This is a genomic window from Labrenzia sp. PHM005 (assembly GCF_006517275.1).
GTDB lineage: Bacteria > Pseudomonadota > Alphaproteobacteria > Rhizobiales > Stappiaceae > Roseibium.
The window spans coordinates 3,669,765-3,692,042 of record NZ_CP041191.1 but is presented as its reverse complement, the minus strand read 5'-3'; the positions used below and the strand labels follow the sequence as shown (position 1 = coordinate 3,692,042).

The 22,278-nt window shown below is 52.9% G+C and carries 14 protein-coding genes and 1 pseudogene; 7 read left to right on the top strand and 8 right to left on the bottom strand.

The features are described 5' to 3' along the window. Nucleotides 1-5: 5 nt before the first annotated feature. From FJ695_RS16685 to FJ695_RS16675, 3 genes are all read left to right on the top strand, one after another. On the top strand, nt 6-1,892 hold the full coding sequence (locus tag FJ695_RS16685) for a hypothetical protein (RefSeq protein WP_141186500.1): 1,887 nt from the start codon (nt 6-8) through the stop codon (nt 1,890-1,892). Nucleotides 1,893-2,022: 130 nt separating this feature from the next. Further along, complete coding sequence (locus tag FJ695_RS16680; RefSeq protein WP_141186499.1) at nt 2,023-5,523, top strand: PAS domain S-box protein; 3,501 nt, start codon at nt 2,023-2,025, stop codon at nt 5,521-5,523. Nucleotides 5,524-5,555: 32 nt separating this feature from the next. Next, entirely contained in the window at nt 5,556-7,067 is a 1,512-nt protein-coding gene (locus tag FJ695_RS16675) for a sigma-54 dependent transcriptional regulator (RefSeq protein ID WP_209010687.1), read from the top strand. 305 nt (nt 7,068-7,372) lie between these two features. On the opposite strand, the gene FJ695_RS16670 is transcribed toward FJ695_RS16675, so the two are convergent. After that, complete coding sequence (locus FJ695_RS16670) at nt 7,373-7,945, bottom strand: NUDIX hydrolase (RefSeq protein ID WP_141186497.1); 573 nt, start codon at nt 7,943-7,945, stop codon at nt 7,373-7,375. 2 nt (nt 7,946-7,947) lie between these two features. Beyond that, a complete protein-coding gene (locus FJ695_RS16665; RefSeq protein ID WP_141186496.1) occupies nt 7,948-8,790 on the bottom strand; it encodes a hypothetical protein in 843 nt (280 codons plus the stop codon). Between the two features lie 473 nt (nt 8,791-9,263). On the opposite strand from FJ695_RS16665, the gene FJ695_RS16660 reads away from it, so the two are divergent. After that, on the top strand, nt 9,264-10,676 hold the full coding sequence (locus tag FJ695_RS16660; RefSeq protein ID WP_141186495.1) for a nucleotide sugar dehydrogenase: 1,413 nt from the start codon (nt 9,264-9,266) through the stop codon (nt 10,674-10,676). Between the two features lie 606 nt (nt 10,677-11,282). Beyond that, nucleotides 11,283-11,690, top strand: coding sequence for a thioesterase family protein (locus FJ695_RS16655; RefSeq protein WP_141186494.1), 408 nt, complete (start codon nt 11,283-11,285; stop codon nt 11,688-11,690). 70 nt (nt 11,691-11,760) lie between these two features. Here FJ695_RS16655 and FJ695_RS16650 read toward each other — a convergent pair whose 3' ends face one another. From FJ695_RS16650 to FJ695_RS16625, 6 genes and pseudogenes are all read right to left on the bottom strand, one after another. Beyond that, complete coding sequence (locus tag FJ695_RS16650) at nt 11,761-13,275, bottom strand: indolepyruvate oxidoreductase subunit beta family protein (protein ID WP_141186493.1); 1,515 nt, start codon at nt 13,273-13,275, stop codon at nt 11,761-11,763. A 23-nt stretch (nt 13,276-13,298) separates the two neighbouring features. Beyond that, the gene (locus tag FJ695_RS16645) at nt 13,299-15,455 is read right to left on the bottom strand and encodes an indolepyruvate ferredoxin oxidoreductase subunit alpha (RefSeq protein WP_141186492.1); all 2,157 of its coding nucleotides are present in this window, start codon (nt 15,453-15,455) and stop codon (nt 13,299-13,301) included. Between the two features lie 94 nt (nt 15,456-15,549). Next, entirely contained in the window at nt 15,550-16,014 is a 465-nt protein-coding gene (locus FJ695_RS16640; RefSeq protein ID WP_141186491.1) for a MarR family winged helix-turn-helix transcriptional regulator, read from the bottom strand. 127 nt (nt 16,015-16,141) lie between these two features. Continuing rightward, nucleotides 16,142-16,480: pseudogene (locus FJ695_RS16635) on the bottom strand (RidA family protein); the annotation flags it as partial. Between the two features lie 137 nt (nt 16,481-16,617). Continuing rightward, on the bottom strand, nt 16,618-18,183 hold the full coding sequence (locus tag FJ695_RS16630) for an NAD(P)/FAD-dependent oxidoreductase (RefSeq protein WP_141186490.1): 1,566 nt from the start codon (nt 18,181-18,183) through the stop codon (nt 16,618-16,620). Nucleotides 18,184-18,189: 6 nt separating this feature from the next. Beyond that, complete coding sequence (locus FJ695_RS16625; RefSeq protein ID WP_141186489.1) at nt 18,190-18,981, bottom strand: cyclase family protein; 792 nt, start codon at nt 18,979-18,981, stop codon at nt 18,190-18,192. A 117-nt stretch (nt 18,982-19,098) separates the two neighbouring features. On the opposite strand from FJ695_RS16625, the gene FJ695_RS16620 reads away from it, so the two are divergent. Continuing rightward, on the top strand, nt 19,099-20,661 hold the full coding sequence (locus tag FJ695_RS16620) for a phytoene desaturase family protein (protein WP_371708787.1): 1,563 nt from the start codon (nt 19,099-19,101) through the stop codon (nt 20,659-20,661). Nucleotides 20,662-20,699: 38 nt separating this feature from the next. Then, nucleotides 20,700-22,229: an ABC transporter substrate-binding protein gene (locus tag FJ695_RS16615; protein ID WP_141186487.1), complete on the top strand. Its 1,530-nt coding sequence runs from the start codon at nt 20,700-20,702 to the stop codon at nt 22,227-22,229. Nucleotides 22,230-22,278 lie beyond the last annotated feature (49 nt).

The following is a 22,278-nucleotide window of genomic DNA, read 5'->3' as shown; positions in this document are numbered from 1 at the left end:
CAGTCATGAGAAAATCGATTTATCCGTTTCTGGTCAGCTCTCTAGCCGGTTTATGGACCGCACCTGCGTCCGCTGATCAGCCCAATGAATTTCTTCTGGAGTTGCCCGCTCAGGACATCACCGTCGATCTGAAGACCGGCTTGCTGCTGAAAAAGGGTGTCACGGGTCAGTGCATCGAAACCGTATCCAATGCGGGAAGCCACCAACTCATCGCCAAGAAAATGCCCGGAGATGATCATCCTACCATCACGGTCAATGGAGAGATAAGACGGCTCCAGACCAAAGAGACGGCCAAGGCGCGCCTGGGAACACTCCGGCTGTTGCGCGATGGATCTCTGATCTCTTTGCGAACCTGGAAAACAGGTGACAAGCAAACCGAACTTCTAAAGGACGGCGAAATCTTGCTCACCTGGAAGCGTGGTACAACCGTCAAGCTGATCCGTGGACACCAAGATCAGGTGACTTTGCTCCTGGACAGCTCAACTGAAGCCCCCCGTCTCATCACCCAGCGGATTGATCGCACCGGTTCAGATGATCAGAGTACAACCACGCTGGTAGAATTCGGGTCTTGCCAGCCAGAGCGATTACGGCTTTCCGGCAAGAACTTGTGGGCACGCATGTCTTGTTCTGAACGCGGTTCCGGACTTTACAAGATCTCCCTGAAGACAGGTGAAATCGGCACACCGGTGCTTGCCGATCCTACGGCCGAGTTTGTCAGCTTACCGAAACGAAAGGGCCAAAAGGGCCTTGCGGTCGCGACCCTCTCAGGCTCTCAGTCGGCAATGCAGTTTTATTACGCGGTAACAGGACTTCTTTTGGGCCAAACCGGTGAGGTTCGCGCCTGTTCTTCTGATGCAGAAGGGCTGCAAAGCTGGAACCAAAGCTATCGCACCCGCGCACTTGCGAATCTCTACCGGAAAACAAAACATCCGGCCTTTGCAGCACTCGCGCAAAAATCCATTCGCCTGACATTATCTGCCCAAAACGGCACAACAAAACGCTCAGGCCCCGCATGTGCCTGGAGCTCGACCATCTATTCAAAGGGCGAAGATGACAGGCTCAACCTGATGATCAATCAGGCCATGATTGCTAATGGTCTCTCTGACGGGTGTAACGATCTGGCGAAAGCATGTCCGACTGCCCTTCGGTCCCAAATCGCCAAGACCCAATCCTGTCTTGCCGAAACCTTTGAACCCGACTTTGACAACGATCTGGGACTTTACAGGATTGCAGCAGATGCCGAATTCAGGTTTGCGGGAGCCGCCGCGCCCTGGAACTGGCAAACATCCTTCGCAAGATTGCTCAGCGATCTCGATGAACCTCGGTATAGAACCCGCGCGAAGACCATAACAGAAAAATTCCTTGCCTCATGGTCGGACAATCAAGATGGCAGTCTCTGGCGGTATTGGCCCGACGCTTATCACCTGGAAAAGGGCCGGACAGTTGCGCAAATCGCTGGCCAACGATACGAAGACACTGGGCACGCCGGGATCAGTCTGCTGTCGCTCGCTCAGCTTCTCGGCGCTGGTTCATCCCTGCCGGTTCGAGACATTCATTCCCGGCTGAATATGCTGCTGGCTTCCGGCTTACGAACGCCGAGGGACTTAGACGGTGCCGGTCCCATGTCACCAAAATGGTTTCCCGCCGGCGGATGGGCGAATTTCGCAACGGATGCGTTCCGGGAGCGTTACGCAACACCTATTCCAAATAGAAGCGCGGCAGATTCCATCTATGCCTATGCTCAACTGTTTGACCCGATGGACGATTTCTCGCTCAACATCGAGATCCATCGCTGCACCGACACCTGCCGTATCGAAGACAGGTTCAATTTCAGCAGCTGGATGATGTTTCTGGACCGAAATCCGTTCTTCAAGTTGAGCCTATCCGAGTGACAGCCGGCACAACTCAGATGGTGCCAGCAATCTGTCTTCAATTGAAAATTCATATCCGGTGAGCAAGCATATGCAAACTGACCTCGGCTTAAGCGACGGCCCAGAAGACCACAGGCGAGAAAATCGAACCATGCAGAAAATTGTTCGGGAATTAAGCCATGACGCCACCTTCTGGCTTGTTTTGATTTTCATATCCGCATCGGCAATCGCAGCCTATGTGCTGGCCGTCGATCTTGGCCAGAAGGTCCGGACTGCAGATCTTTCAGCGGCAGCAAGAGCGCAGTCCGAACTCCTGTCTGCAACCCGCTCGTTTTATTCGCGCGAAGTTGTCGACAAGCTCTATTCATCAGACGATGTGAAGGTCAGTCATGATTTTCACGGCCGGGATTTGACCATTCCAGCGCCCGTTACAATGACGCTGGCACTTGAAGAAGAACTGAAGGATACCGGCGCAGAAAGCGGCATCCGGATGCTATCGGATTATCCCTGGCCGTGGCGCACTGACCGGCAGCTGGATGATTTCGAGATCGAAGCGCTGTCCGCCATTCAACAAAACCCCGACAGACCATTTGAACGGCTCGAAGACACGGGCGACGGATCTGTCTACAGAAGTGCGACCGCGGTCAAAATGGAAGGCAGCTGTGTTGCCTGCCACAACACACATGAATCCTCGCCCAAGACCGATTGGGAAGTCGGGGATATTCGGGGCATTCAGGCCGTTTCAATACCCGCGTCTTCGTTTTATGGATCAGGACTTGGGGAGACAAACAATCTCGTTTTTCTTCTGATCGTTGCGTTCGGTGCCGCGCTTTCTCTGACCTATGTCCTGTCCAAACAACGCAAAAGAGCCGTGCAACGCGTTGCCGACCTGGCAGACGCTGAGCGGGAAAAGAACGCAGAACTTCAATCAGCCATCCACCGGGCAGAAGTCGGAGAAGCGCAGGTCGGCGCCATCCTCGACACCATGCGGGATGGTCTCCTGACAATCAATGCGGACGGCGAAATCCGCAACGTTAACAAATCAGCACTTGCCATGTTCGGAGCGCAAACACCGGGTCAGCTGAAAGGCAAATTGATCACTGAGATCCTGCCGGATATCGCAGACACCAACCTCCCCTTTGCTTGCTGCAACGGAGACCAAGCTGCCGCAGTTTCCAAAGATGGCCGGTTTGAAACGCTTGGAAAGCGGATCGGGGGTGATACCTACCCGGTTGAAATGTCCCTCTCAGAAGCTCCAACAGAAGAGACCGACAACTACACGGCCATCTTTCGGGACTTGAGCAATCAAAAACTCGCGGAACAAAAACTCCGGCAGGCCGAAACACGCCTGATCGATGCCATCGAATCCCTACCCGACGGCTTTGTCCTTTATGACAAGGACGACCGGATGGTCATTTGCAATAAGAAGTACCGCGAATTCTACGCCAGCAGTGCAGATCTCATTGAACCAGGCAGGACGTTTGAATCCATCATCAGAGAAGGTGCCAATAGAGGGCAATATCAGGTTCCCAAAGAGGATCTGGAAGACTGGATTGCCGCCAGAATGGATCATCACGTAAATCCGGGCACGCCGATGGAACAGCACTTGGATGACGGCCGGTGGTTGCGGGTCATTGAATCCAGGACCAGCGAAGGTGGCCTGGTCGGATTCAGGGTCGACATCACGGAGTTAAAACACCGCGAAGAAGACCTGCGCCGCAGTGAAGATCTCCTCAGGAACGTCGTCGATGCTTCGTTTGACGGTGTCATCGTCATGGATGGCAACGGCACCGTGCTGGACTTCAGCCCCGCAGCTGAAGACGTCTTTGGCTGGACGTCTCAAGAGGTTGTGGGCCAGAAAATGTCCAGCATGATTATTCCCGAAAAATACCGCGATGCGCATGACACGGGTTTGAAGAAATTCATGGAAACCGGTGACGGCCCGGTTCTTGGGAAACGATTTGAAATTGAAGGCCTGCACAAGGATGGCCACGAAATCATCGTTGAATTGGCAATCCGGCATACGCAAGGTTCGGACGGTCCGCTGTTTTTGGGTTACGTCCGCGATGTGACCGAGAGAAAGGCAGCAGATGCGGCCTTAAGGGAAGCCAAGGAAAAGGCAGAAGCGGCCAACGAGGCGAAAGCCAAGTTCCTTGCCATGATGAGTCACGAAATCCGCACCCCCATGAATGGAGTCCTCGGAATTCTAAGTCTCTTGCGGGACACCGACCTCGATCCCGCACAATCGGCCTATGTGAAAACGGCTAGGGAATCTGGCCGGTCGCTTTTGGAATTGATCAACGACATCCTGGACTTCTCCAAACTGGAGGCGGGCCGCATGGAACTGGAGAGGACTCCCTTCCGCCTGAAATCGGTTGTCCGCAGTGTCGTCGATTTGTTCCAGCCAACCGCCCAAGAAAAAGGTTTGAATCTGAGCCTGCATTATCCCGAAAGCATTCCGGTAAATGTTGTCGGTGACGCGGGCCGGCTACGACAGGTCATCCTCAACCTCGTATCCAATGCAATCAAGTTTACGGAGCTCGGATCCGTCGAGATTTCGGTCAGTGTGGAACAGGATCATCCTTACAAGCCAACGTTCCGTTTTTCCGTAAAAGATACGGGGGTCGGGATCCCGGAAAACCGGCAGAACGAGATGTTCGGCGATTTCGTCACAGTCGATAGCAGCTACACCAAGAAACATGGCGGAACAGGTCTTGGACTGGCGATTTGCCGGCAAATCGCGGCCCTTATGCAGGGCGAAGTCACGCTGGAGAGCCTGCCGGGTGCGGGCAGCACGTTCCACTTCACAGTGCCCATCCAGTTGTCTGAAAAACAAATTCCCGAAAAACTCGCTCCACAAGACATGGGAGAAGCCTCACTTCCGGAGGGACTGGTGGTTCTCTTGGCGGAAGACAATGCCACCAACCAGATCGTCGTTAGCCATGCCCTCGCCCAAGCTGGCTGTGACATCGACATCGCCAACAACGGCCGCGAAGCCGTGGCTGCCGCACAGAACCGGGACTACCATTGCATTTTGATGGATATCTCAATGCCTGAAATGGACGGCATTGAAGCGACCCAAAAGATCCAGGAAGGCGATCGAAATTCCAAAACACCAATCATCGCCTTGACGGCCTATTCCTTGCGCGGCGACCGGGAACGGTTCATTGAGGCCGGAATGACGGATTTCCTGGCCAAGCCCGTGGAAAAAGAAGATCTTCTGGCATGCATTTCAAAAAACATTCAATCGACGGACCAGATTTCACGCAGCACAGCTGAAAACCACTCCACTCAGACGCTGCAAGCCGCGCAGGACATATTGAAAACGATGCCGACGGACCTGCAGTCAAAACTGCTTCGTCAATTTGTGGAGGACACTTTGAAACGGCAATCGGCTGCACGTGACGCCGTCGAAAACAATGATCTCGAGATGTTGGAGCGGGCGACACACGCTTTGAAAAGCGTTGCCGGTACGTTTGGCGCCGGTGAACTCACCACGATTGCGTCTGAGATCAATTTGCTCGCGCAAAACAACAATTCCGTTGCCGCCATGGCGAAAGTTGATGAACTTCAGGAAACATGTGAGCGTACATTAACGGAAGTCAAAGCACTGGCCGACAAGATTGGGATCGACATAAATTTTAACACATGATTTCCCAGATCAATCAGGGAGGAACGTCTGAGTTGAAAGTTCTGATTGTTGAAGATGCTCTTTCATTGGCAACCATTTATGAGCACCAGCTCTCCCGGGCGGGCATGGATACACTGCATGTCGAAACCGGTGCAGAAGCCCTCTCAAGATTGCGTAAAGGCGGCATTAGCGTCGTCCTTCTGGATCTACAACTGCCGGACATGAATGGCTTTGAGGTCCTGATCACAATCCGGGAAGAACAACTCCCAGTAACGGTTGTGGTCGTTACCAGTTCCGGCTCCATCAAAACAGCCGTCGAAGCCATGCAAGCTGGCGCTTACGATTTTGTTGTGAAGCCGGTTGCTGAAGAACGGCTTGTGACCACTACACGAAACGCGATGGAGCGCGAGACGCTCACCGAAGTGGTGGCAGAAGTCCGCAAGCCGGCCCGTTCCAAAGCCAACCACGGTTTCATTGGCTCTTCTTTGCCCATGACAGCCGTCTACAAAATGATTGAAAGCGTTGCGCGCTCCAACGCCTCAGTCTTCATCACTGGGGAAAGCGGCACCGGCAAAGAAGTCTGTGCGGAGGCAATCCATAGATCGAGCCCGCGGGCCAAAAAGCCCTTCATCCCGCTCAATTGTGCTGCAATTCCGAAGGATCTGATCGAGTCCGAAATATTTGGTCATGTGAAAGGCGCATTTACCGGCGCAACGTCAGACCGTGAAGGCGCCGCGGCACGGGCCGATGGCGGAACCTTGTTCCTGGATGAAATTTGCGAACTGGAACTGTCGCTTCAAGCAAAACTCTTGCGCTTTCTACAAAGCGGCACTGTGCAAAAAGTTGGCAGCGACACCCTCAGCAAAGTGGACGCCCGGATTGTTTGCGCAACCAACCGCGACCCGCTTAAAGAAGTTGAAGCTGGCCGGTTCCGGGAAGACCTTTATTACCGACTGCATGTTCTGCCGATCAGCCTGCCTCCACTGCGCGCGCGCGGCGCAGACGTCATCGAGCTGGCCCAGCACTTTCTAACCCAGTTTGCGGCAGAAGAAGGAAAGCAGTTCGAAGGGTTCTCCGTAGAAGCAGAAGAAGCACTGATGGCGCATGGGTGGGCCGGAAATGTTCGTGAAATGCAAAACACGATCCGCAATCTTGTGGTTCTGAACGAGGGACCGATCGTCGAGGCGGAAATGCTCTCCGCGATGCAAACCAGGGCCCCAACCGCTCCGCCTCCACCGTCTGCAATTCCCCTAAATGTATCGCCTTCACCCGCTGTTTCAGCAATAGCGGATAATCCAGCGCCGGCCGGATGGCCGACCATCACGGTTGCACTTGGACAATCCTTCGAAACTCTGGAGCGTCAACTCATCGAAGCAACGATCACCGCCTGTGGCGGCAGTCTTCCAAAAACCGCAAGAGTTCTGCAGGTCAGCCCGTCCACTCTTTATCGAAAGAAGGAGATTTGGGCCGCTCAAGACGAAACGGCAACAGATCTGCCTGATGATCAGGGAGCGGCTAACGCGGATTTTGCAATCGATCAGATGGAAGAGAACGCTCCATCTTGAGTGGATGGAACGCCCTAGGCCGGGTGGACGAATTGGAGACGCCTTTCGTGAGACAAAGGGCGAAAGATGGCGTGAAAAGACCTGCAGAGCGTATCGGTGATACGGTCAAGGGGCTTGTCCGCGTCAGATTGCTGCCCTTTGCCTCACCCGAAGGGCTGGGCCTACAGCGCCCAATCCTCGACGAAAATCCGCCTTGATGATGCACCAGCATCACCCACGGCAGATTTTCTTGATCTTGAACGCCGCCATTCCCAGCGAAAGACATCTCCAATTCATCCACACAGCCTTAGACCTATGAAACCGCTTCACTGATTGAGGATTATGTCCGCGATCCCGGCTGTCGCAACATGTGATGTGACCGGCATCATTCCGGTCTGGATTGCGGTTCGAACCTCAGATGGCGACATCGTCGTCAACGTCGTGTCTTCAAGGTCACCTGAAGAAGGCTCATTAAGTTTGATGACGTGACGCGCGACAAAAACATGCGCACGGGCAATTCTCTGGTTTCCATGAAGAACCAGCGTCGGCCCAGTGTACCACCGGCCGCCGCCGTAACCTGTTTCTTCCAGCATCTCACGGCGCGCCGAGAATTCTGGATCCTCTCCCTTTTCTATCTGGCCACCGGGAAGGGTCAGACAAACATCGCCTACGCCGTGTTTATACTGTTTGAGCAGAAGCACCTGATTGGCTTCGTTGACGGCATAGATTGTGGCAAATGACGGCAATTCCACCTGATAATAGTCATCGACCACCCGGCTGTCCGGCAAGCGGACCTTTTGTCTGCTGACTTGAATGCGTTTGCCAGCGTCAAACACCCTTTCGGTGTTTAGGACAGCCCAGTGATCCAGGGGTAAACCCTTGGACAAAAGAGAGCCCATTCTCAAGCCTCCTCTCGCGCGTTTTCCGGCAACCGTATGAGAGGGTCTCGTCCCGACATGCGCCGGACTTCGTAACTCAAAAGCTGACTGACATCGCTTGGCCCGGCGATCTTTGAAAGAACATCCGTGCGGGGCAAGGCATCGCACAAAGGCTTGGCAAACCCTTTCGCTGTATTCACGTGCAGATAGCTGATCAAGCGCGCCGGTTTTTGGTGTGTTTCAATTTGCTTGCGAATGCTGACGAGTGAAAAACTGTCAGGCAAAATAAGCAGGCTCGTCGCCGTATCCTGATAAATTGCGTACTTTGGAAAGCGGAACTGAAATTCACGCACGATCTCCGGCAATTCCTGGGCCTTCTTTTCCCAAAGTTCATATTTCCGGCGCTCTGCAGCAGACGCACGGACACCAGCTAAACATATGCGGAGACAAGCTGCACCCTGGTCGATGAGTGGCGGGGTTCGCTCATAAAATGCGCTCTTGCGAACAACATTGACGACGAACTCGTAAAGGTCATCGGAGAACGCGTGATCATGACAGTCTACCAGCTGCTGATCGACCCAAAGTTCTGTTCCACAGGAAGCAAATACGCCTGCAAATCTCCTCAAGACGCTCGATGGTAGACGGCTGCAAGCATCATTGAAGCTGTTGCGCGACAGAAGATAACATTTCCTCTCATCCAGGAATTCGCGCAGATAGTCTGCAAACGAGTAGTCCATGTGACTCAACGTATTGGACAGGAGCGCCTCCAAATCAAAGAGAAAGGCGTCCTCTCCTCGCGGCATAGCTTGTGTGATGACTGGACCGGAAACCTGACCGATTGGTGCGAATACAGCTTGCGGAAACATCGCTTTCTCCTTCGGAATGAAATCTTGAAGAAAGCACTGCAAGGCCCTGGCCATTCAGCCACACCGCCCATACAAGGAAGTAATAATTGTTTTTGTTCAATTAGTTAATGAGCATCGAGCGCATCTAAGACGCGTCTTCCAAGCGTATTACTCTTCGCAATTCCAAAATCCGATTTCTGAATTCGCAACCAACCTGATGCCGGAAACGCAGTTGGATATTGCTTTATAAATAGATCCTGCTGCGGACCGGAATTTCTTGGTAATGCTGCCCCTCCTCTTGCGATCCATGCCGTCAATCAAAGTTTGTTTCTGTTTTGGGAATACAGTTTTCAAAATTGGCAATGGCGGAACAAGCAGCCACAACACCAACCTCCCAATAACAATTTGATTTATATATTATTTTTCAAATCTGAGCCTAATGGCACAGTCCTTGTTCCTTTGTTCTGCAAGTCCATTCAAACGGGAGCAGTCAAATGAATGTCTATGTCGGAAACGTCGAACGGGCTCAAAAATTCGAACCGTTTCAGTTCAAAGCGATCGAAACCAAAGAAGCAATCAGCGTTATCGGCCTCGGATATGTCGGTGCCGTTTCCCTCGCCTGCCTGAGCAAGTTGGGTCACAAAGTCGTTGGCGTGGATGTTGATAAATCCAAGGTCGAATCCATCGCATGGGGCCACAGTCCAATCGTTGAAAAAGGTCTTTCTGATCTGCTGACGCAAGGCGTTGCAGACAAATCACTGTCAACGACGACAGATCTGGACAGAGCCATCCGGGAGACCGACGTTACTTTTGTCTCTGTCGGTACTCCGACAAATGAAGATGGTGGATGCGATACAAGGGCGATTGAAGCGGTCGCAAAAAGCATCGGCAAATCGCTGCGTTTCAAGGCCGATTTTCATGTGGTTGTTCTTCGGTGTTCGGTCCCACCCGGCACAACACTGAACATCATGAAGCCGGTTATCGAGAAATGGTCCGGCAAACTGGCTGGAGAGGACTTTGGCATCTGCTTCAATCCGGAATTCTTGCGCGAAGGTACAGCGGTCTCAGATTTCCATACGCCGCCCAAAACGGTCATCGGCGTCACTGATGTCAAAACATCCGACATTATGTCAAAGATCTATGCGCCTGTTGACACCAACCCGATTGTTACTTCCATCGAAGTGGCTGAACTGGTGAAGTATGTCGACAACGTCTGGCACGCCACCAAGGTCTGTTTTGCCAATGAAGTTGGCCGTCTTTGCAAGCCGATGGGAATCGACAGTCATGCAGTTATGGACATCTTCGTCCAGGATACCAAACTCAACCTGTCCCCTTACTACCTGAAGCCAGGCTTTGCCTTTGGCGGGTCTTGCCTCCCAAAGGAAGTTCGTGCGGTGACCCATCTCGCCAAAGAGCTGGACGTCGATCTTCCTTTGATGGATGCCCTGCTGCCTTCGAATGACGAACAGATCGATCAGGCGGTAGATCTCATCCAGCGCACGAAGCCAAAGAAGGTCGCAATCTTAGGTGTTGCCTTCAAACCTGGAACCGACGACCTGCGCGAAAGTCCGGTCCTGGAACTGATTTCCGCACTTCAAAAGGACGGCATTGAAGTCACCGCCTATGACCCGGCAATCAAACCTGGACCGCATATCGAAAAACAATTCGATTACATGCGCCATGCGGCCCCGCATTTGAAAGCCGTTGTAGATGCACTGCCCACCTATTTGGCGGAAACACCGGAAACGGCTTTAGAAACGGCAGATACGATCGTAATCGCTCAAAACCAACCAAAGATAAGGAGTGCCCTAAAATCCAGGCAGAAAGACGCAGTGATAGTGGACTTGGTCCGTATCACGTCAACCGCTCCTGTGTCGTCCTGCTACACCGGCATTGGCTGGTCATAAGAGAAGCACTCCAGTCCGCTCCTGCTACTGCGCCCCATCGACATTATGCAGGAGCGGACACCAGTTGCATCCGGACGCAGTGCCTATCCGCCCGGTATTCATAGTCCCGAATTTGGGTTCGTTTGATCCGTCTACAAATGAACGGGTTTCCTATTTGATCGTTTCCCAAATCCAGCAAGCGCAAGATACCTTTCCAAGTTCGATCAGGCCAAACCAAAATCAGCTTCTGAAGATATGTACGTGTCAGAATTAAATGACCCTGGCCGGAATTATTTAAAACCAGATATTATTTGCCGGGAATATGCGGGGCTACGTGAGATTTGGCGGTATTAACTAACCGAAAAAGCGCTCCACGGGGCAAGTCTGCAATTATTTCTACCGCGAAATTTCCGGATTTACTTCGAAAAATCTTCACGTCGCGCAGGCTTTGTTGCTCATAAACTCATTTCGACGGCCGCAGGAATAGCCAAATTTAATCTCCACCAAGACAGTATCGTCATTCAGGCGCGAGTTCGTACTTGTGTCCTGTCTACCGGTTCAATAGTTTTTGAGAACACTCGCGGCAACGCAAACAATGCAACGATCTTAGGGATTTTGGAAGTCATAATGTCCAAAGTATTTACAACCACCAGAGAGTTGCGCTTCGGCGATTGCGACATCTCCGGAACAGCCTATTTCCCCGCCTATCTTAATATTCTTAATGGCGTGAATGAAGAATTCTGGACGGTAATTGGCTACCCGTGGCACGAGATCATCTGGAAAGAACGGTGGGGCACGCCTACCGTTCACCTGAGCTGTGACTTTTCAAAACCCTCGCTATTTGGTGAGTTGCTAACCTTTGAATTGCGGGTGACAAGGGTCGGCCGCTCGTCAGTGACCTTTGAACATGTGATCAGTTGCGGCGAAGAAAAGCGCTGGAGTAGCAAACAGGTACTGGCCGCCAGCGACTTGGACAAACATACGTCCGTCACCTGGCCCGAAGACGTCCGGAACACATTGCTCTCGTATCTTTAGTTCGCCGGCAGGTTCGCGAACGCTTTGCCATCGCACCGATATTCTTCTGTTAGTTGATTGGCTGCGTAGGTCATTCCTGTACGAACGAGGCAATTGTCGCCAAGGCACCATCAAGAGCGGCGCCATCTTCGTCTTTTAAGGCCACGTCCCGCAGGCGCCGCAACCATTCTGCCGCATCGTCTCTGCCCTGCAATAAGGGTAGAGCACCTAGTACCTTGGCAAACTTTGACTGTCCCCGCTCATGGGTGTCGGAATACCCTTTCACCAGACGCTGCGCGGACAAGACCTCAACGGCAAGATCATAGTCCAACGCTCTGGCGTCATGTGCTGCCTTCAACAGCCGATCAAGATGCGCCTGTTCATAGCAATGGCGCAAAAAACGCCGACGGTAAGGTTTCAATGAACTGACGAACCACAACAGTCCGAAACCGATCAAACCATCGGTTCTGATCCGTCGGCCCTTGTTCACCAAGCCATCGAGCATCCTGAAGACCTTGGGCGAGCGTTCAATCCAGCCACCCAGACCGGCCGGCAAAGTGCCGCAAATTTCTTGCGCCCGAGGATGAAAATACTCGGTCACATGGACGATCTCATCCCGGCTTGCCTCCTGATCCTTTAACAAGCGGTCTTGCCTGCTGGCGCGCGTTTTCAAATCCGCCACACGCACAATGTCGTCATAACACATTGCGTTTGCGATATATTTGGCGCCGGTTGTTGTGAGCCTGAAACCTTGGTCAGAGCTATCCAATCCTTGCAGATCCAAAACGTGCTGCAGATACGCAGCGCCGTAGGCCGTGTCTTGAAAATCAACGACCTTGCGCAATCCGGCAATCGCCATGTCACGACTTTCGGGTGCAACCTGCTCAGCTGTGTTCAGCAGCGCATTCCATTCCTCCAGTAGCTTAGCAGGTCCTGCCACCCTCTTAACTTCAATTATATCGTCAGTTCGTCCTGCGTTTTCGTCGAACGTCAAAGCACCGCGGAAAGCTGCAAGGCTTTGATCCACCCCGCGCCCGGACGCCATAATCACCTCTTCAAAGAGAACATTATCGAAAGGCAATGCGCCACTACGTGCCAATCCGCCGAACAAGCTGGCCGATATCATACTGCCGGCATTGGTCGCAATTGCCTCCATGTCGAAGCACACGCTCAACAACGATGCCTTGATGATTTCCTCTTCCACCAATGTGCTGTCGGATCGTCCGTCCCCTGGAACCTGTTTTTCAGCAACAGAGAGAATCCGGTGCGTCGAGGCCACCAATGTTGTTCGATCAGGTGTAACAAAGCCGCGCATCACAGCTCTTCCGGCTTCCATCAACTCGGCAGCGACCAAGACATCCACATCCCCCGGAGAGGGGCTCAGAGCAAACACAGGATCGCGCTCGGTTTTGGGCGCCATTTCAACGTAATAGATGGTCGCTCCGGTGCGCTGAGCAACACCGGCGACGGAAGTCATCTGCACAGCATACCCGCCGCGCGTGGCAAGATCAGAGATCCAATTGGTCAAGACACCGCCGCCCTGCCCACCAACAGCCAGAACTGCGATTTTGATAACATCAGCAGACGTCTGCCCGCGGTCCGCCATGTCCTCTTTCAATGCCTGCACCATCACGCTGAACCGTTGACAGACACAAGGCGTTTGGCATCGCGCCGACGCTGCAGCCAGCCAATCACAGAAGACCGGACCGACTTTGAAAAATGGTCCAGCCAAGTCGGATTTTCTATGACATCGGCCTGATAAAACGAGGGGCACAAGATCGCGGCATCTGCAACTTCGCCGCAGTTTCCACATCCAACACAGTTCTGATCAATGCTGGCAACCGGATCATCCCGCAGCGGGTCATCCAACTCTTTCAACGAAAGTGATGGACAGCCGGAGAGCCGGATACAGGCGTGATCCCCCGTACAGACATCTTCATCAACGCCAAACCGGGTGCGTTTGAGGCGTTTTCCGTCCGCAACAGCTTTCAGACGCAGCGGTTTCTCGCGGCGCTGCCGGTTGAGCATACATTCCGAAGACGCGATGATGACTTTGGGGCCGGTTTCTTCAGTGGTCAGGGCTTCTTTTAATGTCGCTTGCATGGTGCCGACATCGTAGGTGCGATCAATCTGTCGAACCCACTTCACACCCATGCCTTCGACTGCATCCTTGATGGGATGTTTGGTCGACTTCGTCTTGTTGTTCGCACGAGATGACAGAATGTCCTGACCACCAGTTGCCGCAGAATAAAAGTTGTCGACAATGACGATCACGCCATCATTGTCATTGAATACGGCATTGCCGATGGATGACGTTAACCCGTTATGCCAGAAGCCCCCGTCCCCCAAAAAGGAGATAGACCGCCTGTCTGCGGCCTTGTCGTTAAAAGCGGACGCTGAGGCAGGTCCAAGTCCATACCCCATTGTCGTTGCGCCTAAGTTGAACGGCGCATTGATGGAAAACAAATGGCAGCCAATGTCGCTGGCAATGTGATGTTCTCCCAGTTCCTCTTCAACCAGTTTCGTTGCCGCAAATATCGGCCGCTCGGGACAGCCAACACAAAAGCTCGGCGGTCGCACCGGGACGGTTTTTGCAAGCTCAGAAGATGGCGCCAATACGGGCGCGTTGGGGGCTCGCGCAACCGACGGCATGAGGCTGGATGCGGTATCCCGCAAAAATGTCGATATGCTGTCGAGCATTACTGTAGCGGTTAATTCACCGGCCTGAGGAAACACTCCTTTGCCGTGCAATTTCGTTTGCGAGCCTGCTTTGTTCAACGCAGATCTTAGCGCCTGTTCGATGTATTCCGGATATCCCTCCTCAACGACCAGAACGTTGTCCTTGCCTTTGGCAAATTCCAGAAACTCGTCCTCCAGCAATGGATAGGTGACATTGAGGACATAAAGTGGAATATCGGTATCGCCGTAAAGATTGCAGAGCCCGAGGCGCTGCAAGGCCCGGACGACAGCATTGTACATGCCACCCTGGCAAACTATGCCAACTTTGCGATCGGTGGGACCGAACATCTCGTTGAGTTTGTTGTCCTTGATAAACTGTAGGGCCGCAGGTAGCCGTTTGGTGACCTTTTCCTGTTCATGCAGGAAAGATGCGGGCGGCAACACTATCCGGTCTATGTCGCGTTTCGGCGCTTCCAAAGCATCCTTGACTGTCATCGCCGGCGCAATATTGTCCTTTGCTTCAAATTCACCCAACATATGGCACGAGCGAATTCTGACTTGAAGCATCACGGGGCTTTGGCACGCTTCCGACAACCGGAAGCCATCACCGACTGCTTTGACGATGGATGGCAAATTTGGACGAGGGTCAAGCAGCCAAATTTGACTTTTCATTGCAAAAGCATGACTGCGCTCCTGCATGATTGAAGACCCTTCGCCGTAGTCTTCCCCGACAATCACCAGCGCACCACCGGTAACTCCGCCTGACGACAGATTTGCTAAGGCGTCAGACGCCACATTGGTTCCAACTGTCGATTTGAAGGTGACGGCGCCGCGAATTGGATAGTGAACCGAGGCCGCCAAGGTGGCCGCAGCGGTCGCTTCGGAGGCACTCGCCTCAAAATGCACGCCGAGCTCACCCAGAATATCCTGGGCATCAGCAAGCACGTCCATCAGATGACTGATCGGGGATCCTTGGTATCCGGCAACATACCCAACGCCATTTTCTAACAGGGCTTTTGTTATCGCCAGAATGCCCTCACCGCGAAAGGTTTGGCCAGCACCGATCCTGAGATGTTCTACTTCTTTCGCAAAAGACCGCTCTGCCATACCGCCCTCACATAATATGCAAATGAATATATATTATGGCAAAGCGAAGTCAATTTGGCCTGGTCATTTCCAACTCGATCCAAGTCCTGACCACCTAAAATTTATTCACCCTGATATTGAGCAAAATCTGGTTCAGAGTGTTGAGAAATGCTGTTTTCTTCTTTTTATCCAGCCCGGCAAACAACTCCGCCTCCGCTTTCAACATGTCAGGCCAAATACTCCGGTAAAGCGCCAAACCGCTTTCCGTTATCGAGACGTGCCGGACACGGCTGTCCTGATCGCCGGTTTTCCGGACCACAAGGCCAGACTTTTCCATCTGGTCAAGCGTGCGGCTCATAGTGGACTGCTCGGATACCGCAAAGACAGTGAGCTCATTGACTGTGAGATCACCTTGAGATGCCAAAGCCGCCAGCACGCGCATTTTTGGTGTGGTGATGCCGCGCTCGCTCATCGCTACCTGAGCAGTTTGGTTGTAGCGGTGAACAATTCTGTTCATGAGGTAGGGCGCAAATTCAGTTAATTGGGTGGCAGTCAGCTCATCACTATCGGTTTTTGTCATGGATGTCTTTTCGTCTTCCGCCGGACTTACTGAAGCCAGTGTCTAACAAGTTCTTACCGAAAACCAATTGGAATTATTATCTAAACCCAACGGCGGATTTGCAGATAATTCGACACATTCCAGCCCGCTACCCGAGAATTGCGGTGGCCTCGATTTCGATCAAAAACTCCGGCATTGCAAGTGCCTGAACCCCTATCAAAGTATTGGCCGCAGGTACAACATCGCCATAAAACGCAGCAATTGCAGGCCCCAGTATTTCTAGTTTATCAGGCGAATACCCGACCACATATGTCCGCAAGCGAACAACATTCGCTGCCGTAGCACCGCTCTGTGCTAAAACCTCGGTCAAATTTGCAAAACACTGGGCAGCTTGTGCCGCCAGATCACCGGGACCAACGAGATCGCCGTTCGCATCCCATGCCACCTGACCAGATAAATGAAGAAGGCGTTCTCCTGTGCTCTCAACAGCATGAGAAAAGCCGAACTACACCGAGTCGTACAAAATTGCTGGATTGACTGCCTTGCGTTCCATTCAATTTCTCCTTCGGTGTGTCAGTCGTTTCGCTTATTCATAGATCGTTTGCATGATCTATCAGTTGTTGATTAGGCCCCCAGCTTCCGTGCCAGATTGTAACCTGACCCTCCACCAAGCCCGGGCCCAGGATGTGTGGAAGCTCCAATGTGATAGAGGTTCGATATTTTCGTTGCGTTGTTGACGGACCCGGAAAAGGGGCGCCAGACAAAGAACTGATCGATCGTGCAAGCCCCGCCATACGGATCACCGCCGACCAGGTTGGGATTGATTTCGGCGAGATCCGCTGGCGAATAAGCCCGCCTTGCCAACTTAATTGCGGCGAAATCCTCAATATGCTGTGCAAGGATGGCCTCGATCCGGTCCGCAAAAGCCTCCCGCGTTGCCTCATTCCAAGAGCCATCGGTCTCGATCACACCAGCCGCATCACCTTTGATGAAGCGCGGAGCATCAGGGACCTGTATCCAGAGGATCGCCTTGCCATCAGGACAGCGTGTCGGGTCTAGCTGATGTGGTTGGCCGACACAAATTGTCGGCGTTTGGGGCAGCATTCCCCGTTCGGCTTCGTTTGCCGATTTTGAAACGGAATCAATACTATCCGCTAGATGGATCAGGGCAACTTCCCCAAGATCGGGAGATTTCCAATTGGGAACTTTATTGAGCGCAAAATGCATTTGAAAATTGCCCCGGCCATGCCGGAATTCCTGAGTCGCATTTTGATCTGCCGGCACGTCTTCGCGTAAAAACCGCTGATAGAGCTGACCGGGCGCAACAGATGCAATCACATCGCCTGCCAGGAGTTTTTCACCGCTGGCTGTAAGGACGCCTACAGCACGGCCATTTTCAACGAGAATGCGGTCAACTTCAGTATTGCAGCGGATCTCTCCGCCCTTCTCTTCAATCAAAGCCTGAAATGCCTCAGCAGCTTTGCCAGCACCTCCCTTGACGATTGGCGCACCTGCGGCCTCAAGGGCAAAGGCAATCACCTTGCCCATCTGTGCTGAATACGTGCTTTCCGGTGTCAGGCCAGTATGCAGAACCCACGGTGACCAAAGGGCTTGAACGTCCGGGCTTTGGTAGCCGCTCTCCAACCATGCGCGTGCAGGACGTAAAGCTTCACCAATCCAGGCGACAAGTCCACGAACTCCCCGTTTCCACGCTTGTCCGGCCATCAAGCGTGCCGTTGGCCAGGACCACAAAGACCCGCCCAGAATTGTGAATAGAAACGGCGCTTCTTGTTCGATGGAATTTACATCGGCAACATGAACATCACCATCTCCGGGATGAAGCGCGTTGAAGGCGGCTCTGTTCAATTCACGGTCCATCGTGAGGCGAACGGCGTTGCCATTGGGACGTACAACAGCGGTTGGATAACTCGAGTGGCAGAGTTCAAAACCATGCCGCGTCAAATCTTCTGCAAGCGCTGCATAAGCCGGAGAGGTCAGAAACAAAACAAATGTCGCAGCCATTACATCATGATGAAATCCCGGAATTGTGATTTCATCCGTTCGCATACACCCGCCCGGCCTGTCCGATTGTTCAAGCACAAGAACTTTTTTTCCGGAAGCTGTCAGCATCGCCGCAGCGACAAGAGCGTTGATACCCGAGCCGACAATGATGTGATCTGGCTGCGCCATATGCTGCTACCCCTTGGGAACAAGCGCCAGCGCCCGGATTGGGCTGCCTGTGCCGTTTTCAATTTTGAGTGGGGCTGCAATCAGGATTGCGCCTTTGGCCGGTACCTTTTTGAGGTTGGCCAACGATGCCAGGCCGAAGCAGTTGTTTTTGTGCAATAGATTGTGCGCTGGATAAGGAGGCTCCATCCCGCCAGCTTGACCGGCATCAGTGCCGATACACTGGGTTCCCCAGCCAACGATGTTCTTTGACAACAGATACTCAATGCAATCAACAGTTGGACCAGGCGAATGAGGCCCCGTCTCATCTGCATTGAGGAACTGAGCTTCATCGTCGACACGGCTGTCCCAATCGGTACGCATCACCACCCATTCACCGGCCTTGATCTCACCGTGTTCAGCCTCCCAGGCTTTCACACCGGCCGCATCCAGTAGAAAGTCGGGATTGGCTTTAGACTGTTCAGAGCAGTCAATGACGTTTACCGGAGCCACCAGACGCTGAACATTGAGCGTATCGGTATACCCGTCCGGATAATCTTTTCCGGTAATCCAGTGATGAGGAGCGTCAAAATGAGTTCCGGAATGCTCACCAAGCACCATCCAGTTCCACGCAAAGAACGGACCGTCGGAATCGTATTCCGAGATTTTGTTGATCTCCACTTTGGGAGTGGGTTTGGCAAACTCGGGCGGCAATTGAATAATCGGTGTTTCCGGTCCCAAAACACCTGAGCAATCGACAACTTCAACATCACCAGACAGCAGCGCAGCGCCGAGATTTTCTACTGTTTTTCCGGAGCTCATATGGTTTCCTCCCTAGGCTTCGACTACAGAACTTTATTCATTTTCATATTTCTTGCTAGACAAAATTATATGCATTTGCAAATATTCTTTAAGCATAAAGCAAATCAACAGGCACTCGTGACAGACGCAATCATCATCGGATCCGGACACAATTCACTTGTCTGCGCAGCTCATCTGGCGACAAAGGGCTGGAGTGTGGCTGTCTATGAACAAGCTGCAGTACCTGGAGGGGCGATCAAGACCGCTGAATTGACGCTGCCGGGCTTCAGGCACGACTGGGCTGCCATGAACCTGTCTCTGTTTGCAGGTTCTCAATTCTCCAAAACCTATGGAGACGTTCTTTCCAGTCACGGGCTGGACTATGTTCCGGCACAGAATCCGTTCGCAAGCGTCTTTCCGGACGGAAAATGGTTTGGTGTGAGCGCTGACCCGGTGGCGACCGCAGAACGCGTTGACGATTTTTCACCTGCAGACGCCCGAGCCTGGAAAGAAATGAGCGCAAGTTTCTTTTCGGATGCCGAGCCGATATTTGATCTTCTTGGCAGCCCGGTGAACAAGCGCTCTATCGCGAAGTTGGCCTTAAAGACACTGCCGAAACTTGGCATCAACCGCACGCTTGATCTGGCCAGGTTTATGATGATGTCGCCACGCGGCTGGCTTGATGAAACCTTTGAATCAAATCATGTCAAAGCCACTCTAGCCGCTTGGGGCATGCATCTGGATTTTGCACCCGATATCGCCGGAGGTGCCCTATTCCCCTATTTGGAGGCGATGGCCGGACAAGCCTTTGGCATGGTGCTTGGCAAAGGTGGTGCAAATACCGTCACAAACGCGCTGAAAGCCATGATTGATGCAAATGGCGGGACCATAGAATGCGGCGCCAACGTTACTCGCGTATTGCATGAAAATGGGCGGGCACGCGGCATTGTACTGGATGATGGGCGGCAAGTTATGGCCAAAAAGGCTGTAATCGCCAATGTTGCCCCGCGCGCGCTCGCACGGCTTACTGGTGAGACGGGCAACAAGGTCTACGACAAGGGTCTTTCAAAATTCAGGCACGCGCCAGGGACAATGATGATCCATCTGGCGATGGAAGACTTGCCTGATTGGACCGCGGGCCCGGAACTCCGCGATTTCGCTTATGTCCATATCGCACCATCGATGGACTATATGGCGCGGACCTATCAGGAAGCGCAAGCGGGCCTATTGCCAAAGGAACCGGTGATTGTTTGCGGCCAGCCGACGACCGTAGATCCCAGCCGGGCTCCGGAAGGCAAACATGTTCTGTGGCTACAAGTTCGAATGGCGCCAGGCGAGATTCGCGGCGATGCAGCTGGCGAAATTGCAGCCATGAACTGGCAAGACGCCGCCGAGCCATTTGCCGAACGCGCTTTGGACATCTTAGAGACCTATGCGCCGGGTACCCGCGCGAAGATCATTGGCAAGCACATTGTCAGCCCGATGGATCTGGAGGCTGACAATCCAAACCTGGTCGGCGGCGACCAGGTCTGTGGCAGCCACCACCTAAATCAGCATTTTCTATTTCGGCCATTTCGCGGACACGCCGACGGCAATACGCCAATCGCCAACCTGCATCACACGGGAGCAGCCGTCTGGCCGGGAGCTGGAACCGGTGCTGGACCGGGTTTTTTGCTAGCGCAAAAACTGGCTGGAAAATGAGTCAGGGAATTAAAAAACAACAATTCTGGGAGGGAACAATGACAACACTTTCAAGGCGCAACTTGCTGAAGCTTTCTGTTGCGGCGATGGCATTGAGCACGGCCGGAATGCCGGTTTGGGCTCAGAACATCGATGAATTGGTGATTGCCTACAACGTCAATTTGCCGAGCTGGGACCCGACAGTTGGTCCATCAGCAGTCAATCCGACCATCCAAGGCATTTATCAGTCGGTTTTTGACCTGTTTATCGCGCAAAATCCCGACTTGAGTTTTGGTCCTGGCCTGATCACCGAATGGGGCTGGAATGATGACGCGAGCCAGATCTACATGGATGTGCGCGAAGGCGTCACCTGGCACGACGGATCAGCATTTTCGGCTGAAGATGTTGTCTGGTCCCTGGAACGAGCAGGCAGAGAAGACACCGGCAATCCGATTCAGTTCATCTGGAGCAAGATCGGAAACTTTTCAATCGACGGAAACCGCATCACGGCGGATGTCATTTCCTATGAGCCGACAATCTTCAAATGGATGTCGTTCCTGACTGGCTACGTTCTACCAAAAGCCTATTACGAAAAAGTCGGGGCGGAAGGTTTTGAAGCCGCTCCGATCGGCACAGGCCCCTACATGGTCGATTCCTTTGAGCGCAACGCCTTTGTCCGTCTCAAAGCCAATGAAAACTATTGGGGCGGCAAGCCCGAGTTCGAAACCGTCACCATCAAATTCGTGACCGACGCGGCCAGCCGTGTCGCAGAAATTGAAAGTGGCAACTCACATGTCACGCTGGAAGTTCCGTATGAGGAATTTGACCGGTTGAAGTCTGGGAACGGGATATCCGGTGTGGCCAAGCCCATTTCAGATATCGGCATGATATTCATCAACGATATCGAAGTCATGACCGATCCGAATGTGCGCATGGCTGCGGCTCACGCCATCGATAAACAACTCATCATCGATCGTTTGTTGTCAGGTTATGGCGTGGCCATCGATACGTTGCAAACACCGGATTACGAAGCCTTCGATGCGTCGATCAAAGTTCCCTATGACCCGGAAAAATCGAAAGAACTGCTCGCCGCTTCCGGCTATTCGACAGACAATCCAGTCAAGTTCACGATCCAGTCTACTCGGGGTTTCAAACCGAAAGACTATGAAATCATTCAAGCCATTGTCGGCTTGTGGCGCAAGGTCGGTATCGAGGCGGAAATCGAAGTCTACGAGATTGCCAAACATTACGAACTGCGTGCGGCGGACACTTTGGCTCCGGCAGCATTCTACAACTGGGGCAATTCGGTAGGCGATCCAACCACATCGACCGGTTTTGCAATGTTTGGGCCCTCCCCGCATTCAGTCTGGGACGGAAAGGAAACTTTGGAGATGATCCTTCCGCTCTGGGGAGAGAAGGACGAGGCCAAGCGCATTGAAGGCTGGAAAGCAGTCGACCGGCACATTGCTGAAAACGCAGAAGTCATACCGCTCCTGCAGTATGTCCAGCCGATCCTGCATTCTTCCGGCGTCAAAGTAACACCGCACGCCTCGGGAGCACTGCTTCCCCATCTGATGACCCGCGGATAAAGAAGCCAAATGGTGCGACAAGCCGTGTGTGGAAACACGGCTTGTCCTC

Coding starts and splice junctions, on each gene's coding strand:
- FJ695_RS16670 (WP_141186497.1), bottom strand. CDS start 7,945: ATGGGCTCTCTTTTGTCCAAGGGTTTACCCCTGGATCACTGGGCTGTC.
- FJ695_RS16640 (WP_141186491.1), bottom strand. CDS start 16,014: ATGACAAAAACCGATAGTGATGAGCTGACTGCCACCCAATTAACTGAA.
- FJ695_RS16645 (WP_141186492.1), bottom strand. CDS start 15,455: ATGGCAGAGCGGTCTTTTGCGAAAGAAGTAGAACATCTCAGGATCGGT.
- FJ695_RS16660 (WP_141186495.1), top strand. CDS start 9,264: ATGAATGTCTATGTCGGAAACGTCGAACGGGCTCAAAAATTCGAACCG.
- FJ695_RS16615 (WP_141186487.1), top strand. CDS start 20,700: ATGACAACACTTTCAAGGCGCAACTTGCTGAAGCTTTCTGTTGCGGCG.
- FJ695_RS16685 (WP_141186500.1), top strand. CDS start 6: ATGAGAAAATCGATTTATCCGTTTCTGGTCAGCTCTCTAGCCGGTTTA.
- FJ695_RS16650 (WP_141186493.1), bottom strand. CDS start 13,275: ATGGCGGACCGCGGGCAGACGTCTGCTGATGTTATCAAAATCGCAGTT.
- FJ695_RS16665 (WP_141186496.1), bottom strand. CDS start 8,790: ATGTTTCCGCAAGCTGTATTCGCACCAATCGGTCAGGTTTCCGGTCCA.
- FJ695_RS16680 (WP_141186499.1), top strand. CDS start 2,023: ATGCAGAAAATTGTTCGGGAATTAAGCCATGACGCCACCTTCTGGCTT.
- FJ695_RS16630 (WP_141186490.1), bottom strand. CDS start 18,183: ATGGCGCAGCCAGATCACATCATTGTCGGCTCGGGTATCAACGCTCTT.
- FJ695_RS16655 (WP_141186494.1), top strand. CDS start 11,283: ATGTCCAAAGTATTTACAACCACCAGAGAGTTGCGCTTCGGCGATTGC.
- FJ695_RS16625 (WP_141186489.1), bottom strand. CDS start 18,981: ATGAGCTCCGGAAAAACAGTAGAAAATCTCGGCGCTGCGCTGCTGTCT.